Source organism: Roseovarius sp. A-2 (genome assembly GCF_002072155.1).
Classification (GTDB): domain Bacteria; phylum Pseudomonadota; class Alphaproteobacteria; order Rhodobacterales; family Rhodobacteraceae; genus Roseovarius.
On sequence record NZ_BDIY01000003.1, the window covers coordinates 263,155 to 278,607 of the forward strand.

Here is a 15,453-nt window from a genome sequence, read left to right on the forward strand (position 1 = left end):
CATGCGCGCGCACCTGCCCGCGCTAACGCTCGCCGCGCTTCTGGTGGCGGGCGGCGCGCGGGCAGAGCTGATCGGCGATGCCGAGGCGGGCGCGCGGGCCTTCAACGCCTGCAAGGGCTGTCATCAGCTGGGCAACGGGGCCGAGGACCGGATCGGCCCGCATCTTAACGGTATTTTCGGGCGGCGCGCGGCGGCGCATGAGGGCTATGCCTATTCCGCGTCGATGGAACGGGCGGGTGTCGATGGGCTGATCTGGACGCTGGAGACGCTCGATGCCTATATCGAGAACCCGCGCGCGCTCGTCTCCAAGACAAGGATGAGCTACCCGGGCATGCAGAATGAGCAGGCGCGCGCCGATCTTTTGGCCTATCTGCGGACCTTTTCGGACAATCCTGCGAACATCCCCGAGGCCGAACCGACGGCCATCGGCACCGATCATTCGGTCGCCCCGGAGATCCTCGCAATTCAGGGCGATCCGGATTACGGCGCATATCTCAGCAGCGAATGTGTAAGCTGCCATCAGGTCGATGGCTCGGCCCTTGGCATCCCCTCGATCACCCGCTGGCCTGAGGAGGATTTCGTCGTGGCCATGCATGCCTACAAGGACAATCTGCGCCCCCATCCGGTGATGCAGATGATGGCCGGACGCCTGTCGAACGAGGAGATCGCGGCGCTGGCGGCCTATTTCAAGGACCTCGACTAAACGCGGTCCGTTCAAGGGAGGAGACAGCATGACTTTCGACCGACGCAAATTCATTGCCGTGGGCACGGCGGCGGTCGCCACGCTCTCGGCGCCTATGGTGCTGGCACAAGGCGCGGGCAAACCGCGCGTTGTCGTAATCGGCGGCGGCTCGGGCGGGGCCACTGCGGCGCGCTATATCGCCAAGGACAGCAATGGCTCTATCGACGTCACGCTGGTCGAGCCCTCGCGCAGCTATTTCACCTGCTATTTCTCCAACCTCTATATCGGCGGTTTTACCGAGCTTGAGGATATCAGCCACACCTACGGCACGCTGGCCGCCAAATACGGCATCAACGTGGTGCATGACTGGGCGGTTGACGTGGACCGCGTTGCAAAGACCGTCAGCCTCGCGGGCGGCGCGGTGCTGCCCTATGACAAGCTGATCCTCAGCCCCGGCATAGATTTCGTCGAGGATGCCGTGCCGGGCTGGTCGGTGGCCGCGCAGAACAAGATGCCGCATGCCTACAAGGCTGGATCGCAGAGCGAGCTCCTGAAGGCGCAGATCATGGCGATGCCCGAGGGCGGGCGCTTTGCCATGGTGGCCCCGCCGAACCCCTATCGCTGCCCCCCCGGCCCCTACGAGCGGGTCTCGATGGTCGCGCATGTACTGAGCCAGATGAACCCGACCGCCAAGATCCTCATCGCCGATCCCAAGCCGAAATTCTCCAAGCAGGCACTGTTCGAAGAAGGCTGGCAGCGCCATTACAGCGGCATGGTCGAGCGTATCGGCCCCGATTTCGGCGGCGAGAATGTGAGCGTCGATACCGAGGCGATGACCATCGACATCGACGGCATGGTCGAGAATGTGGATGTCTGTAACGTGATCCCGGCGCAGAAGGCGGGCCGCATCGCCGACATGGCGGGCGTGACCGGGGGGAACTGGGCCCCGGTCAATGCCGCCGACATGTCGTCGAAGATGGACCCGGACGTGCATGTGCTGGGCGATGCCGCCGCACAGGGCGACATGCCCAAATCCGGCTTTGCCGCCAATTCACAGGCCAAGGTCTGCGCCATGGCGGTGCGCGGCGCGCTGACCGGGTCCAAGGTGTTTCCCGCGAAGTTCACCAATACCTGCTGGTCGCTCATCGCCGAGGATGATGGCGTCAAGGTGGGGGCCACCTACGAGGCGACCGAGGAAAAGATCGCCAAGGTCGACGGCTTCATCTCGCAGACCGGCGAAGATGCGGCGACCCGCAAGGCGACCTACGAGGAATCTGTGGGTTGGTATGCGGGGATCACCACGGACATGTTCGATTGATCGGCGCGCGAACGCCTGTTTGACAAAGGAGTAAAGGCAATGAAACGGACAATCCTGGCCGGAGTTTTCGGCTTCATCGCGCTGCCGGTGGCGGCGCAGGAGGCGGTGACCTACCCGTTCAACGGCACCTTCGGCGATGCGACATTCGCGGTCGAAAGCGCCATCCTCGACCGGGGGCTGGTGATCGACCTCACCAGCCATGTGGGCGAGATGCTCAACCGCACCGGCGCGGATGTGGGCAGCGACGTCAAGATATTCGAAGAGGCGGATATCTTCCTTTTCTGCTCTGCCACCCTGTCGCGCGAGGTGATGGAGGCCGACCCGATGAACATCGCGCATTGTCCCTATGGCATCTTTGTCGCCGAACGCGGTGACGAGGTGATGGTGGGCTATCGCACCTACCCAGAGGGCGAGATGCAGAAGGTGCAGGCGTTTCTGGATGAGATCGTGCAGGACGCGCTGGAATAACGCACCGCTGCCAGGCCGCCCCCGCGCGGCCCGGTTGCCCCCAGGATTGACCCAGGTCAAGACATGCGCGTCCGTGAATGTGTATGCTGCCAGCATAACGCACGATGGAACCCTGCCATGCTGGAAACACTCATCGACACCTACGGCGACGGGGCCGTGCTCGCCATGGCGGGCGCGCTGGTCGGCGTGATTTTCGGCGCGGCGGCGCAGCATTCGCGGTTCTGCCTGCGGGCGGCGACCATCGAGGTGGCCGAGCGCGGACTGGGCCCGCGCCTGTCGATCTGGATCATTGCGTTTTCCGTCGGGGTTCTGTCGGTACAGGGGGCCATCGCGACAGGTGTTCTTGACGTGAGCGAGGCGCGCCCTCTCGCGGCGACCGGTAGCATGTCGGGCGCGATTATCGGCGGGCTGATCTTCGGCGCGGGCATGATCCTCGCGCGCGGCTGCGCGAGCCGTTTGCTGGTCCTTTCGGCCACCGGCAACCTGCGCGCGCTGGTGACGGGGCTGGTGCTGACGATCGTGGCGCAATCGGCGCTGCGCGGGGCGCTGTCGCCCGCGCGCGAGGGGCTTGCAACGCTCTGGCTGGTGCCGGGCGGCGAGGCGCGCAGCCTTCTGTCGCAGCTTGGTATCAGCCCTCTTGTAGCAGCGGGCATCGCCGCGCTGGTGCTGATCGCGGGCTTTGCGCTGGCTCTGGCGCGGCATGTGCGGCTGAGCCATGCGATTGCCGGCATGGGGGTCGGGCTGGCCGTCGGGCTGGGTTGGCTGGTGACCTACATGATCGCGCAGACCTCGTTCGAGGTGATCCCGATTTCCTCGGTCACCTTCACCGGCCCCTCGACCGACACGCTGATGGGGCTGGTCAACAGCACCTCGCTGCCTCTTGGGTTCGGCGTGGGTCTGGTGCCGGGGGTGTTCGTCGGGGCCACCGTGATGGCGGTTGCCACCCGCGAATGGAAGATCGAACGCTTCGGCCCCGACACACCGATGGAACGCCACCTGCTGGGCGCGGCGCTGATGGGCTTCGGCTCGATGCTGGCGGGCGGTTGTGCCGTGGGCGCGGGCATGTCAGGTGGTGCGATCTTTGCTTTGACCGCATGGGTGGCTGTCACTGCGATGTGGATCGGCGCGATGGCGACGCATCTAATGCTCAACCCGACGGCAATGCGCCCCGCGCTCGGCTAGGCGGTGGAGGGCTCGTCCCACGCCGCGCTCAGTCGCCAGATGAGATCGAGATCCATATGCGCCTCCAGATGCCCGGCGAGCGCGTCGAGCGCCCGCTCGATTGTGGCGTCATAGGCGAGATCCGAGACCGCGCCCAACCCTGCCAGATACGCGGCACGGAAGGCGTCGTTGCCAAAGAGCCCGTGCAGATAGGTGCCCTGGATGCGGCCATCCTCCGACGCGGCTCCCTCTGGCCTCCCCGCCACCCGGAGCCAGGCGCGTGCGCAATCCGGTCCGCTGGTGTCGCCCAGATGAATTTCATAACCCGAAAGTGGCGTGCCGGTTGCGATATCCTGCGCATCGCGGAGCGCGAGGCGCTTGCGCGGCTGCATGACGGTGTGAACATTGAGCAGGCCGAGGCCGTTGACCATGCCGGGCGCGCCCTCGATCCCGTCCGGGTCGGCGATGGTACGGCCCAGCATCTGGTAGCCGCCGCAAACCCCCAGCACGCGGCCCCTGCGCCGGACATGGGCGGCCAGGTCGATATCCCAGCCATTCGCGCGGAACGTGGCCAGATCGGCGATGGTCGATTTGCTGCCTGCGATCAGGATCAGGTTGGCATCGCCGGGCAGGGCGCTCCCGGCCTCGACGATCTGCACGGTGATGCCCGGTTCATTGGCCAGCGGCGTGAGATCGTCGAAATTGGCGATCCGTCCCAGATGCGGCACCGCGATCTTGCAGGCGCCACCCTTGGACGAGGCCAGTTCCAGAACATCCTCGGGAGGCAGGCGCCAGGCGTCGCGAAACCAAGGCACCACGCCGAGCGAGGGCCAACCCGTGCGGCTGACGATCTCTTGCAGCCCGTCATCGAAAAGCCCTACATCGCCGCGAAACTTGTTGATGACAAAGCCCTTGATGCGCGCGGCGTCCTGTGGGGCTAGCACCGCCTGCGTGCCGACGATCTGCGCGATTACACCGCCCCGGTCGATATCGCCCACCAGGATCACCGGCACACCCGCCGCCTCGGCAAAGCCCATATTTGCGATATCGCCCGCGCGCAGGTTGATTTCCGCCGGGCTGCCGGCCCCTTCGATCAGCATCAGATCGGCGGTTCGACTGAGGCGGGTGAAACTTTCCATCACCGGGGCCAGCAGGCGCGATTTTGCGCCGGTATAGGCGCGCGCGCCAAGGTGGCCCACGCGCTGCCCCTGCACGATCACCTGTGCGCCGGTCTCGTTCTCGGGTTTCAGGAGAACCGGATTCATGTCGCTATGCGGCGCGCGGCCTGCTGCCATTGCCTGCAAGGCCTGCGCGCGACCGATTTCGCCGCCATCCTCGGTGACGGCGGCATTGTTGGACATGTTCTGCGCCTTGAACGGGGCAACATTCAGACTGCGCCGCATGAACGCACGCGCCAGCCCCGCCACCAGCATGGACTTGCCGACATTGGACCCGGCCCCCTGTATCATGATCGCGCGTGTCATGGTCGGCCCCTGCTGCGGTCTGCCCGGATCGTGATAACGATAGGCCATCGCAAAGCAAAGGCCCCGCCGCGATGCGGCAGGGCCTTTGAGTCTTGCGACCTCGTTAGGTCTTAGGCAGCTTCGGCCAGTGCGGCTGCATTGCGCCGCTCGCTCTCTTCGCGCGACAGCGCGACGGAGGTGCGAACGCCCTTGGACACGAACTCCATCAGACCCGAGACGACGCGCTCGTTCGGGTCAATGCCCGCGCAGCTGAGAACCTCGCGGCCATCACGGGACCGCGCCCAACGAGCGATTTGCTCGGGGCCGTTGCCATACTTCTTGTCGTCGGATATGGCGTCATCCAAAGCAGCCAGTACAACGGCTGCGAAAAGTTTGCGTGCACGGTTGCCCTGTTCGGCATTGAAAGCCGTGCCGTCAACGAAATCCTTCATCATTCGTCCTGTTCTTATTGCTCTTGCGTTTTGGGCGTGCTGGTGGTTATGGCGAAGTTTGAGCGATTCGGATAGAGCGAAAACGCATAACAAACTTGCAAAATTTGCATAGCTACGGACGCCATCACACGAAATCTGGTTGTCTTGCCACGGGTCATAACGCGAGATATAGGTGCCGCCGAGCCCTTATCAACCTTTTGTCATGGTTTGAACACATGCCCAAGATCAACGGAAACGAGATTCGCCCCGGCAACGTGCTGGAGCATAACGGCGGCCTGTGGGCCGCGGTCAAGGTCGATCACGTCAAGCCCGGCAAGGGCGGGGCCTTTGCCCAGGTCGAAATGCGCAACCTGCGCAACGGATCGAAGTTGAACGAACGCTTCCGCAGCGCCGACAAGGTCGAGCGCGTGCGGCTGGAGCAGAAGGATCAGCAGTTCCTCTATCAGGAGGGCGAGAACCTCGTGTTCATGGATACCGAGACCTATGAGCAGATCGAACTGCCCGCAGAGATCCTTGGCGAGCGCCGCCCGTTCCTGCAGGACGGCATGACGATCACAGTGGAATTCCACGAAAGCGAGGCGCTGAACGCGACCCTGCCGCAGAAAGTCATCTGCAAGGTCGTCGAGACCGAACCGGTGGTGAAGGGGCAGACCGCGGCCAACAGCTTCAAGCCCGCTGTGCTCGACAATGGCGTCAAGGTGATGGTGCCGCCCTTCGTGGGGCAGGACGAGGATATCGTCGTGAACACCGAAACCATGGACTATTCCGAACGCGCCTGACGGGCGCGCCCTCTCTCTCGAGATACTGCGATCCGCATGACCCTCCGGGGTGGCAAGCGGGCGGCCGCTGCACATCCGGGCCGTTCTGGTCCTGTCTGCGCTGGCCTGTCCGGGTGCGGCGCAATTCCTCGGCGCTCGCTATGCGCCGATCAGTTGGTCGATCTGGTCTTTGGGCGACCCTTGGCGCAGGCCGAGATCGTCGGGATTGCCCTCGATCCGACCGCGATCGCCTGTCTCGGCCCTCTGCCACCCGCGCGCGACTGATGCAGTTACGGGCCCGGTTGTTCCGATTGCAAATCCGGCTCAGGCCAGCCATATAACGCCACGGCAATCACGGAGACGGCGCAGCGATGACCCATTACCTCGACTTTGAAAAGCCTCTGGCGGAAATCGAAGGCAAGGCCGAAGAATTGCGCGCGCTGGCGCGCACGAGCGAGGAAAAGGATGTCGAGGACGAGGCGGGCGCGCTCGACCGCAAGGCTGCCGAGCTGCTGCGCGATCTTTACAAGACGCTTAGCCCGTGGCGCAAATGCCAGGTGGCGCGCCATCCCGACCGACCGCATTGCCGCGATTATATCGACGCGCTTTTCAGCGAATACACGCCATTGGCGGGCGACCGCGCCTTTGGCGAGGACGAGGCGGTGATGGGCGGGCTTGCGCGCCTCAATGATCGCCCGGTGATGGTGATCGGGCATGAGAAGGGCAACGACACCAAGAGCCGTCTGGCGCGCAATTTCGGCATGGCGCGGCCCGAGGGCTATCGCAAGGCGGTGCGCCTGATGGAGATGGCCGACAAGTTTGGCCTGCCGGTGATCACGCTGGTGGACACGCCCGGCGCCTATCCCGGCAAGGGCGCTGAGGAGCGCGGCCAAAGCGAGGCCATCGCGCGCGCCACCGAGACCTGTCTCGGGATCGGTGTGCCGCTTGTGTCGGTTATTATCGGCGAGGGCGGTTCGGGCGGGGCGGTTGCCTTTGCCAGCGCCAATCGCGTGGCGATGCTGGAACATTCCGTCTATTCGGTGATCAGCCCCGAGGGTTGTGCCTCGATCCTGTGGAAGGATGCCGAGAAGATGCGCGAGGCCGCCGAGGCGCTGCGCCTGACCGCGCAGGACCTGATCAGGCTGGGTGTCGCGGACCGGATCATCGACGAGCCTTTGGGCGGTGCGCATCGCGACACTGCGGCGACGATCAAATCGGTGGGCAAGACCATTCAGGCGATGCTGAGCGAATTGTCCAAGAAGGACCGCAAGGCTTTGATCAAGGATCGCCGACAGAAGTTTCTCGATCTGGGCAAGCAAGGGTTGGCGGCCTGAGCGCGTTCAACGCCGCGCCCCCTGCACCCGGCGAATGGCGATCAGGGTCATGACCGGGCCGATCAGTTCGAACACCACCGTGGAGCCGATGGTGAGGGTGAGGATCATTTCGCCATGCTGTGGAAACTCACGCGCCGCGATCAGCGCCATGCCCACGGCGACCCCCGCCTGCGGCAGGAGTGCTGCCCCACACCAATTGCGGTCCAATGCCGAAACCCCTGAAAGCCGTCCACCGATCCATCCGCCTGCGATGCGCGCGGTGCTTCGCAGCAGGATGAAAAGCCCACCAATGAGGCCAATCCCGGCCAACAGCGACAGGTCGAGCCGTGCGCCTGCCAGCAGGAAGAAGAGCACCATGAATGGCCATTGCAGGTGTTCGATCTCGTGAAAGGCGCGCTCGTGATGACGGGCGAGGTTGGCGATCAGCATGCCCGTCACCATGGCCGTGATCAGGAACGAGACGTCGAGCCAGATCGCCAGACCGGCGGTGAGACAGACCAGGCCGATCGCCTCGGTCTCCAGTGGTTCGCCCTGGCTGAGCCGCCCGGTGAGATAAGCGGCGGGCCAGCCGATGAGGCCGCCAAGCGCCACCGCGCCGCCGATCTCCCACAACGCGCCGGTGAGCAGCCCCGTGCCCGCGCCCCCCGAGAGCATATGCGCGCCGACGGCGGCCAGTGAAAAGGCAAGCAGCCCCCAGGCGTCGTCGATGGCCACGATCCCGAGGATGAGATCGACAAACGGCCCCTCGGCCCCCGCCTGCCGGATCGCGTCCTGTGTCGCGGCGGGCGCGGTTGCCGTGGCAATCGCCCCCAAAAGCAGCGCCACCGGGGCAGGCAGACCGGCGAGCCAAAGCCCGAGGCTGACCACCGCCATGGTGATCAGAACGATGCAGACCGAGATCAGCAGGATCGCCCGCCCGTGCTGTGCCAGCCGGTCGAGGGTCAGGGAACTGCCCAGAAGAAACGCCACCATGGTGAGCGCCATGACCGACAGAAAATCGTAGAGCGAGCGCATTTCCGGCGGGATGAGGTCAAGGCCAGAGCCACCAACCGCGATCCCGCAGGCCAACAGCAGTGTGACCCGAGGCAGGCGGGTGCGCCGCCCGACCGTGTCGGCGACGAGCCCCGCCAGAAAAAGCGCGCCAAGCGTGATCAGAAGCGGTGCCAACTCCACCGCTCAGCCCACCAGCATGCGCAGGCCCTGCGTCACGTCCGAGCGTACCGCGAGGCGCAGGCTCGGTTCGTCCCCCGCCTTGAGCGCGGCGATCATCAGACGGTGACAATGCGGTGGATCCTTGCGCCGCAGCCGCCCGTAGAGTGCGCGCATGGTTGGGCCAAGCTGGAGCCAGACGGTTTCGGCCATGGCCAGCATCGCCGGGGCCTGCGCCCGCAGATAGAGCGTGCGGTGAAATTCGAGGTTGCGGCGGATATAGGCGACGGCATCCTGACGGGCGATATCCTCGGTGATCCGGGCGTTGATGGTCTGAAGCCGGTCGATCAGCGCGATATGCGCGCGTGGCAACGCGCGGCTCGCCAGTTCCACCTCCAGCAGCGAGCGCAGGGCGGCCAGTTCCTCGATCCGTTCATTGCTGAGTTCCGGGGTCGAAACGCGGCCCGAGTTCGACATGGTGAGCGCGCCTTCGGCGGAGAGACGGCGCAGCGCCTCGCGCGCGGGGGTCATCGAGACCTCGAATTCGGCGGCGATGCCGCGTAGGGTCAGCGCCTGGCCTGGGCCGATCTCGCCATGCATGACGCGCGAGCGCAAGCCGCGATAGACGCGGTCATGGGCCGCCGGGGCCGGATCGGGGCGGGGCGAAATGAGCATGCGTCTATGTGATCACAAAATGCGCGCCGGTCAATCGCTGAAACGATAGCGGTGCAGCGCGGCCCCCTCGCGGCGCAGCCATTTGCGCGGGGCCTCGTAGTCGGGCGAGAGCCGCGCCACCACCGCCCAGAACGCTGGGGAATGGTTCATCTCGGCGAGATGTGCCACCTCATGCGCGGCGACATAATCCAGCACCTCGGGCGGGGCCATGATCAGCCTCCAGGAATAGCTGAGCGCGCCGCGAGACGAGCATGACCCCCACCGCGAGCGGGTGTCCCGCAGGGTGATGCGGGAATAGCCCTGACCGAGCCGTGCCGCATAGCTATCCGACGCGGCTGCAAGTCGGTCGCGCGCACGCGCCTTGAGCCAACCTTCGAGCCGGGCGGGCAGCTGCGCGTCAGGCCCGGGCACCTCGATTGCATCGGCGGTCAGGCGCACGCCCCGTCCCGCCCCAGACCCGATTCGCAAAAGCCGCCCCTCGACCGGCACCTCGATCCCCGGTCCCACGCGCAGGCAGTCCGGTCGCTCGGCCAGCTGCGTGCGCAGCCAGTCACCTTTGGAGGCCGCGAATTTCAGTGCCTCGGCCTCGCTCACCCCGCGCGGGACAGTCAGCGTCACGCGCCCGTCAAGCCCCGAGACCCGCAGCGAAATTCGCCGCGCGCGAGCGCTGTGCCGCAGGCTGACCGCGACAGGGGGGTTGCCTGACAGGAGATGTTGGCCCATATGCCCTCCGAACCGGGTGTCGCATGCCGCCGCAAAGCCTTTGACAGCGCAAGGGCGTTATGGCAGGGGACGCGGATCACCTGCAAGAGATGTCAGTGAAAGAGGATCACCCATGGCCAAGGAAGAATGGGGCGTGAAGCGTCTGTGCCCAACCACCGGCAAGCGCTTCTACGACCTGAACAAGACCCCGATCGTCAGCCCCTATACCGGCGAGGTGGTGGAACTGGCCACCGGCAAGACCCGCTCCATGCGGCCCGATGCCGAGGACGCGGAAACCAAGAAGCTCAAGGGGACTGCTAAAGAGGAAAGCAGCGACCTGATCGACGATGATGACGATGTCGATGTGGAGATCGACGACGATCTTCTGGAGGATGACGAGGACGAGGATGTCTCGCTCGACGATATCGCCGACGTCGCCTCGGACGACAACGAGATGTAAAGAAGTTGGGGCGGGATTTTCCTCTTGATCCCGCCCGCCGCTTTGCCTAGATAGCGGCGCACGGCCCTATGCGGGCTTGGTTTCGGGGCCTTAGCTCAGCTGGGAGAGCGCTTGCATGGCATGCAAGAGGTCAGGGGTTCGATCCCCCTAGGCTCCACCATCCACCACTAGACCCATTGAAATCAGTAAGTTGGTGTTCTTTTGTGGTAACTATCGGGAACTGTTACGCTGAGGTGTTACAGTGAGGCGTCTCGAAAACATGCCCGGACACACCCGTTTGTCCCGCCGTGGCGCAGTCTACTATCACCGCGCCGCCATCCCCAAAGACATCGCTGACATCTACTCCAACCCGCGTTGCGTCACGATCACCACGCTGGAGGCCCCTGCGGCGCGCAACTCTCGCGCCAGATCGACCAAGGTTGTCGCGGGCAACGCCCTGTCGGGCACGATGCGTACCTCGTCGGGCGCGTCTTCGGGACGGGTGGCATAGAAAGCCTGCGCCGAGGCGACAGCCTCGCCCCGGTATGTCAGCCTGCCGTCCGGATGCGCGACAAGCGTATCGGGTGGTGCGCGACCGTCGAGATCGGAGGTACGCACGAGGCTCAGATCCCGGTCCATCGGCGGTGCGATGGTGCTGGCGACCATGAAAAAGACGAGCATCAGGAAGACAACATTGATCAGGGCGATCGTCGGCTCGATTCGCGCGCTATGTCTCTGCTTGCGCATCACGACCCCAACACGCTGATACTGAGCCGGTCAATTCCGCGAAGAACCACGAGAAGGTCGGTCAACCGCTGTGCCGTCACATCGTCCGCCATGCTGACGATCACCTGCAATCGGTCCGCCTCGGGCGACATGTCGGCAAATCGCTCCGGTAAACCCGTCAATCCGACATCCTGTCCGTTCACGCGAAGCGTTTCTTCACCCAATTGCAAAAAGCTTCTTTCGACGTCGCTGCTGCCCGCGCTGCCCGCACTGGCGGTGGAGAGTTCCACCTCGCCAAAGCGCGAGAAGGTCGAGGAGAGCATGAAGAAAAGCAGCAAAAGGAAGATGACGTCGATCAGCGATGTCATCGACAGGCGCCGCCGCCGGACCTGCCTACGCATGGGCGGGCTCCGCCGCGATGCTTGCGGCGGATTTGCGACCACCCTGGGGGTGCAGAACCGAGGCGATCGCACGCCCGGCGGTCACGCGCTCGGCATCCATCCGCCCTTCGAACCAGCTGAGCACCATCGCCGTGGGCATCGCCACGGCAAGACCCGCAGCGGTGGTCAGCAGCGCCACCCAGATGCCCCCCGCCAGCAACGATGGATCGACCTGCGTGCCGGCAGATTGCAGCGACTGGAAGGCGTCGATCATTCCCAGCACCGTGCCGAACAGACCCAGGAGAGGGGCAAGCTGCGCAACGCTGTCAAGCAGACGAAACCCGCCTTCCAGCCGGGCAAACCGTACCTCGGCCTCGGCCTCCAGCCGCGTGGCGTCTTCCGGTCCTGCCGCAAAAGCCATTTCGATCACCGGCGCGAGATAGCTTCTGGACTTCTGCAACGCGCTCGCCGCGGTGCTGCGATCGCCCCGGTCCCAGGCGGCAACCGCCTCTTTCAAGGCCCGGTGTCGGCCCACGCCGACCGCGAAAAACTGCCAGAGCTTGTATAGAATGGTCGCCAGCGTGATCACCGAGACAGCCAGAAGGATCATCACGACTGGCCCGCCGAGATCGGCGATCTGCCGCAGCCCCTCAAGAACCTGTGTCATCCGATCACCCCGATGCTGGTGCGGGTTTGCAGGATCAGACCAGCCTCGCAGGCGGTGTCGGCGAGATCCGGGGCCTCGCAGGTGCGGGCGCCGTTGATCAGGACCTGGCTGATCTCATCGCAGGCAATGCCCGGGATGGAAAACTGACGCACCCGGGGTCTGCCTGGCGGCAGGGTGCCGAAATCAAAGAGGGTCAGCCGCTCGACCTGTCCCGCGCTGTCGAACAGGACGGTTTCGTAGACTACCTTCTCAATCTGGCTGGCGTGCCCGTTGGTCACCATGAATGTCAGGGTGCAGCTCCCCTCGTTGTGGGTCATCGCGTTCAGTTCAATCGCCACGGCCTCACCCATGTCCGTGTCCTGCGCCACGGCTGCGGAGGCAAAGCCGAGGCTGGCGATGGTCGTCGCAACCACAAGTCGCATTATTTTCATCTGCATCTTCCTTTTATGGAGGCACCGCGCCTGCCGAGTTGAGATACGGTGCGTTGACATGTCAAGTTCGGGCCCGCGCCGCGCCGTCTCCGCGAAGGGCATCGCCACCGGGGAGGCGGTTTCGTTCGAGAGCGGAAGGCATGTGCATAAGCTCATGTGGTCACCTGTTCCGATAGAGAAAGACCAGCCGTTGACTGGTGCCTTGCGGTGGTGGCGGAAAGGGGGCCGCGCTTCTGACCTGTGCCGAGGCAGCGCGTCCGATATCCCCGGAGCCGGAGCTGGAGAGGATGCTGACCCAGGCCACTGACCCGTCGGGATTGATCGCGAACGACACCTGCGCCGTCCCGTGGGCGGCAGGGTAGACAACCGGGGACCGGTTGAGCTGCATCAGCACGCGACCGACGTAATTGGTCGTGCTCGCGTTCCCGGGATTGCGAGACCCGCTGAAGCCTGACGTTCCGGTCTGCGTACCGCTGCTGCCAGAGGCAAACGGGTCGATGCCGGTGCGTTTGTAAGCGGTAAGGGGGGACTCGATCGTGCCGCTCGAACGCCCTGCCGGAGTGCCTGCGCGCGCCCTTGCGGTGGGCACCGATGGCCGCTCTTTCGGAGGGCGCAGCGATGTTGTGACGGCCGAGCTAGTTGCCTCCTCGCTGTCCTGCGCGGTCAGTGTCTCTGGGTCATCGGGTGCGGGTGCCACCGTGATCTCCGGCAGCACGGGCTGTTGCACTTCGGGGGCCGGGCCGGTCGCGGCGCTTGGCGAAGGCACGGGCGCGACGGTCTCTGCGGGTGGAACGGTGGCCGCCTCGACGGTCTCCGGTTCGATCTGTTCGGGGTGTTCGTCCCCTGTCCCGTCCGGAGTTTCGGCCACCATGTCGGGTTCGAGCGGCGTCAAGACCGGCAAATTTTCGATTCTGTCATCTTCGCCCCCCGGTGGCTCTGAGGTTTCGGGAGCGGCGGCCTCGCTCACGGACGGCTCGACGGCGTCAGGCGCCACCACATCGACCGTTCCGGTATCGGGTGCCGTGACGTCCTGAGGATTGTCGGAGGCCACTAGCGCCTGCGTCATCGGGGTTTCCTCTGTCACCTGTTCAGGGGATGTCACGCTTGGCGTCTCGGGGGGCGAGGCCGGTTCGGGGTCCGCAGTCTCGACCGTGGTTTCGGCGAAATCCTCGAACGCGCGCCCGACATCGGTCACATCAGCGGTCCTGTCCTCGGACACGGGGGGCTGATCGTCGCTTGACGTGACCCTCAGCCCCAGTGCGTGCAGGAGCAGGGACAGCACAACGGCGGCGATTGCGGCATAGATCCTCCCCCTGGTCATTCAGGGATGCGGGCGCGGCACAGTACGACGGGCAGAACCATCAGGCACCAACGCGTGCCTGCGAGATCTGGTAAAGGCAAGATGATGACACGACATGGTCGCGCTCCTTATCTGTCCGACATGGCGCGCCGAGTACCGTCCGCGCAGGCCAGGTCCTCCGGCCAATACCTTTCGCTTTTATCGCAAAGATTATCCCCAAGGTAGGGCATCCGTCATCATTGTGAATAGAGGTCATCTGCCAGCAATGCCCCGTCCCGGGAATCAGATGTCGGTTACGGGGCAGCCCTGCCCGGCCGGTTGTTTCCAGCCGGGCCTGCCCGAGATGCAACTGTGGGCCGTGTCAGCCGCCCATTCCGGCCAGCACGCGCGCCACGAGCTCGTTCAACTGTACCCGTGCTGCGTCCACCGCCTCGACATATTGCGCGAGCGGGGCCTCGGCGGCTGGGATCATCTGCGCCAGGCTCGGGGCGGTAAGATAGACAATGGTGGCCAAAACGAAGGTGATCAGGGCCAACCGGAAGCCAGACCGGAACCCGCCGGAACGGGCCTGCAGCGGAATCTCGTCGGGAAGTGCGGCGGGCACCGGATCGTTGCGCTCGCCGACCGAACTCAGGGAGGAGTTGATCTCTTCGATGTCGGGCAGGAGGTTGCGCCGCGACGATGGGTCGATATCGTCCTGAGCCGGAGCGTCTGTGTCCTGAGTGCTGTCTGCTTCCATCCCGGACGGTTCGACCGGGTCGGCACCGCGCAGTCGTTCCATGCGAGCACGGGCTTGACGGCTGCGCTCGTCCTCGGTGGGTTCGGGATCCGCAAGGCCGAGATCGGGTTGCGTCTCGACGGCACCGGCGGTCTCGGCGGCACGGGCAGCGCGCTCGCGCTCGGCTTCTTCGCGCAGGATGCCTGCGACATTCGGATCGAGGCTACGTTGTGCGGACGGCTGCTGCGGAGCGGGCGGCGGCTCGGGAACGACGGCTTGCTCAGCCGGGGCATCTTGCGCGACGGGGTCCGGCGAAATGCCCGGCTCATCGACCTGCTCATCGGGTTCGGCGGGCGCGTGATCGGGGTGGTTCTGAAACCAGGTATCGCCGCAATTGGAGCATTGCACGTCACGTCCAGTGGTCGGGATCACCGCCTCTGGCACCTCGTATTGCGCCCCGCAATTCGGGCAAGTCAGCCTCATCACGCCACCTGTCGCCTGTTTCCTGCTACCGTTACCCGGGCCTTAGTCTCTGAGGGAAGCATAAGCGGTTCCTTGCTGTGGGAAAAGAGCAAAGCGAATCACGCGCTCGATCATTGCACATGTGTGGCCTCTGGGGCATTTAGGGAG

General features: G+C 64.8%; 19 protein-coding genes and 1 tRNA gene. 9 read left to right on the forward strand and 11 right to left on the reverse strand.

Annotation, left to right across the window (positions count from 1 at the left end):
- Position 1 precedes the first annotated feature (1 nt).
- From BHD06_RS06600 to BHD06_RS06615, 4 genes are all read left to right on the forward strand, one after another.
- The gene (locus BHD06_RS06600) at positions 2 to 703 is read left to right on the forward strand and encodes a c-type cytochrome (protein ID WP_080456194.1); all 702 of its coding nucleotides are present in this window, start codon (positions 2 to 4) and stop codon (positions 701 to 703) included.
- A gap of 28 nt (positions 704 to 731) precedes the next feature.
- Positions 732 to 2,000 carry an NAD(P)/FAD-dependent oxidoreductase gene (locus BHD06_RS06605; protein WP_080456195.1) on the forward strand — a complete coding sequence of 423 codons (1,269 nt, stop codon included), beginning with the start codon at positions 732 to 734 and terminating at the stop codon, positions 1,998 to 2,000.
- A gap of 39 nt (positions 2,001 to 2,039) precedes the next feature.
- Positions 2,040 to 2,468 (forward strand): DUF302 domain-containing protein, encoded by a 429-nt coding sequence (locus BHD06_RS06610; protein WP_080456196.1) that lies wholly within the window; start codon positions 2,040 to 2,042, stop codon positions 2,466 to 2,468.
- A gap of 117 nt (positions 2,469 to 2,585) precedes the next feature.
- A complete protein-coding gene (locus tag BHD06_RS06615; protein ID WP_080456197.1) occupies positions 2,586 to 3,650 on the forward strand; it encodes a YeeE/YedE family protein in 1,065 nt (354 codons plus the stop codon).
- Here the strand turns inward: BHD06_RS06615 and BHD06_RS06620 are convergent.
- Entirely contained in the window at positions 3,647 to 5,113 is a 1,467-nt protein-coding gene (locus BHD06_RS06620) for a cobyric acid synthase (RefSeq protein WP_080456319.1), read from the reverse strand. The genes BHD06_RS06615 and BHD06_RS06620 overlap by 4 nt on opposite strands.
- Before the next feature lie 110 nt (positions 5,114 to 5,223).
- Positions 5,224 to 5,544, reverse strand: coding sequence for a DUF6280 family protein (locus BHD06_RS06625; RefSeq protein ID WP_080456198.1), 321 nt, complete (start codon positions 5,542 to 5,544; stop codon positions 5,224 to 5,226).
- Positions 5,545 to 5,759: 215 nt separating this feature from the next.
- Here BHD06_RS06625 and efp point away from each other — a divergent pair, with 215 nt between their 5' ends.
- The 3 genes from efp to BHD06_RS06635 all read left to right on the forward strand — a co-directional run bounded on the left by efp (position 5,760) and on the right by BHD06_RS06635 (position 7,636).
- Positions 5,760 to 6,323 (forward strand): elongation factor P, encoded by a 564-nt coding sequence (gene efp / locus BHD06_RS06630; RefSeq protein WP_080456199.1) that lies wholly within the window; start codon positions 5,760 to 5,762, stop codon positions 6,321 to 6,323.
- A 36-nt stretch (positions 6,324 to 6,359) separates the two neighbouring features.
- Positions 6,360 to 6,587 (forward strand): hypothetical protein, encoded by a 228-nt coding sequence (locus BHD06_RS22930; RefSeq protein WP_139784650.1) that lies wholly within the window; start codon positions 6,360 to 6,362, stop codon positions 6,585 to 6,587.
- Positions 6,588 to 6,673: 86 nt separating this feature from the next.
- The gene (locus BHD06_RS06635) at positions 6,674 to 7,636 is read left to right on the forward strand and encodes an acetyl-CoA carboxylase carboxyltransferase subunit alpha (protein WP_080456200.1); all 963 of its coding nucleotides are present in this window, start codon (positions 6,674 to 6,676) and stop codon (positions 7,634 to 7,636) included.
- A gap of 6 nt (positions 7,637 to 7,642) precedes the next feature.
- Here the strand turns inward: BHD06_RS06635 and BHD06_RS06640 are convergent, their stop codons facing one another.
- From BHD06_RS06640 to BHD06_RS06650, 3 genes are read right to left on the reverse strand one after another with little or no spacing between them, the layout of a single operon-like run.
- A complete protein-coding gene (locus BHD06_RS06640; RefSeq protein WP_080456201.1) occupies positions 7,643 to 8,809 on the reverse strand; it encodes a cation:proton antiporter in 1,167 nt (388 codons plus the stop codon).
- A gap of 3 nt (positions 8,810 to 8,812) precedes the next feature.
- Complete coding sequence (locus BHD06_RS06645) at positions 8,813 to 9,460, reverse strand: GntR family transcriptional regulator (protein ID WP_080456202.1); 648 nt, start codon at positions 9,458 to 9,460, stop codon at positions 8,813 to 8,815.
- A gap of 30 nt (positions 9,461 to 9,490) precedes the next feature.
- The gene (locus tag BHD06_RS06650; protein ID WP_080456203.1) at positions 9,491 to 10,183 is read right to left on the reverse strand and encodes a M48 family metallopeptidase; all 693 of its coding nucleotides are present in this window, start codon (positions 10,181 to 10,183) and stop codon (positions 9,491 to 9,493) included.
- Between the two features lie 112 nt (positions 10,184 to 10,295).
- On the opposite strand from BHD06_RS06650, the gene BHD06_RS06655 reads away from it, so the two are divergent.
- Both BHD06_RS06655 and BHD06_RS06660 read left to right on the forward strand, forming a co-directional pair.
- The gene (locus BHD06_RS06655; protein WP_080456204.1) at positions 10,296 to 10,622 is read left to right on the forward strand and encodes a TIGR02300 family protein; all 327 of its coding nucleotides are present in this window, start codon (positions 10,296 to 10,298) and stop codon (positions 10,620 to 10,622) included.
- Between the two features lie 84 nt (positions 10,623 to 10,706).
- Positions 10,707 to 10,782: transfer RNA gene (locus BHD06_RS06660), tRNA-Ala, on the forward strand.
- 179 nt (positions 10,783 to 10,961) lie between these two features.
- Here the strand turns inward: BHD06_RS06660 and BHD06_RS06665 are convergent.
- The 6 genes from BHD06_RS06665 to BHD06_RS06690 form a co-directional block, all read right to left on the reverse strand.
- Positions 10,962 to 11,348, reverse strand: a complete 387-nt coding sequence (locus tag BHD06_RS06665) for a biopolymer transporter ExbD (protein WP_080456205.1) — start codon at positions 11,346 to 11,348, stop codon at positions 10,962 to 10,964.
- Complete coding sequence (locus BHD06_RS06670; RefSeq protein ID WP_080456320.1) at positions 11,348 to 11,695, reverse strand: biopolymer transporter ExbD; 348 nt, start codon at positions 11,693 to 11,695, stop codon at positions 11,348 to 11,350. The genes BHD06_RS06665 and BHD06_RS06670 overlap by 1 nt, the downstream gene beginning before the upstream one ends.
- Positions 11,696 to 11,720: 25 nt before the next feature.
- Complete coding sequence (locus tag BHD06_RS06675) at positions 11,721 to 12,374, reverse strand: MotA/TolQ/ExbB proton channel family protein (protein WP_080456206.1); 654 nt, start codon at positions 12,372 to 12,374, stop codon at positions 11,721 to 11,723.
- Positions 12,371 to 12,805 carry a hypothetical protein gene (locus BHD06_RS06680; RefSeq protein WP_080456207.1) on the reverse strand — a complete coding sequence of 145 codons (435 nt, stop codon included), beginning with the start codon at positions 12,803 to 12,805 and terminating at the stop codon, positions 12,371 to 12,373. The genes BHD06_RS06675 and BHD06_RS06680 overlap by 4 nt, the downstream gene beginning before the upstream one ends.
- Before the next feature lie 160 nt (positions 12,806 to 12,965).
- A complete protein-coding gene (locus BHD06_RS06685; protein WP_080456208.1) occupies positions 12,966 to 14,126 on the reverse strand; it encodes an energy transducer TonB in 1,161 nt (386 codons plus the stop codon).
- Positions 14,127 to 14,466: 340 nt separating this feature from the next.
- Complete coding sequence (locus BHD06_RS06690) at positions 14,467 to 15,306, reverse strand: zinc-ribbon domain-containing protein (RefSeq protein WP_080456209.1); 840 nt, start codon at positions 15,304 to 15,306, stop codon at positions 14,467 to 14,469.
- Positions 15,307 to 15,453 lie beyond the last annotated feature (147 nt).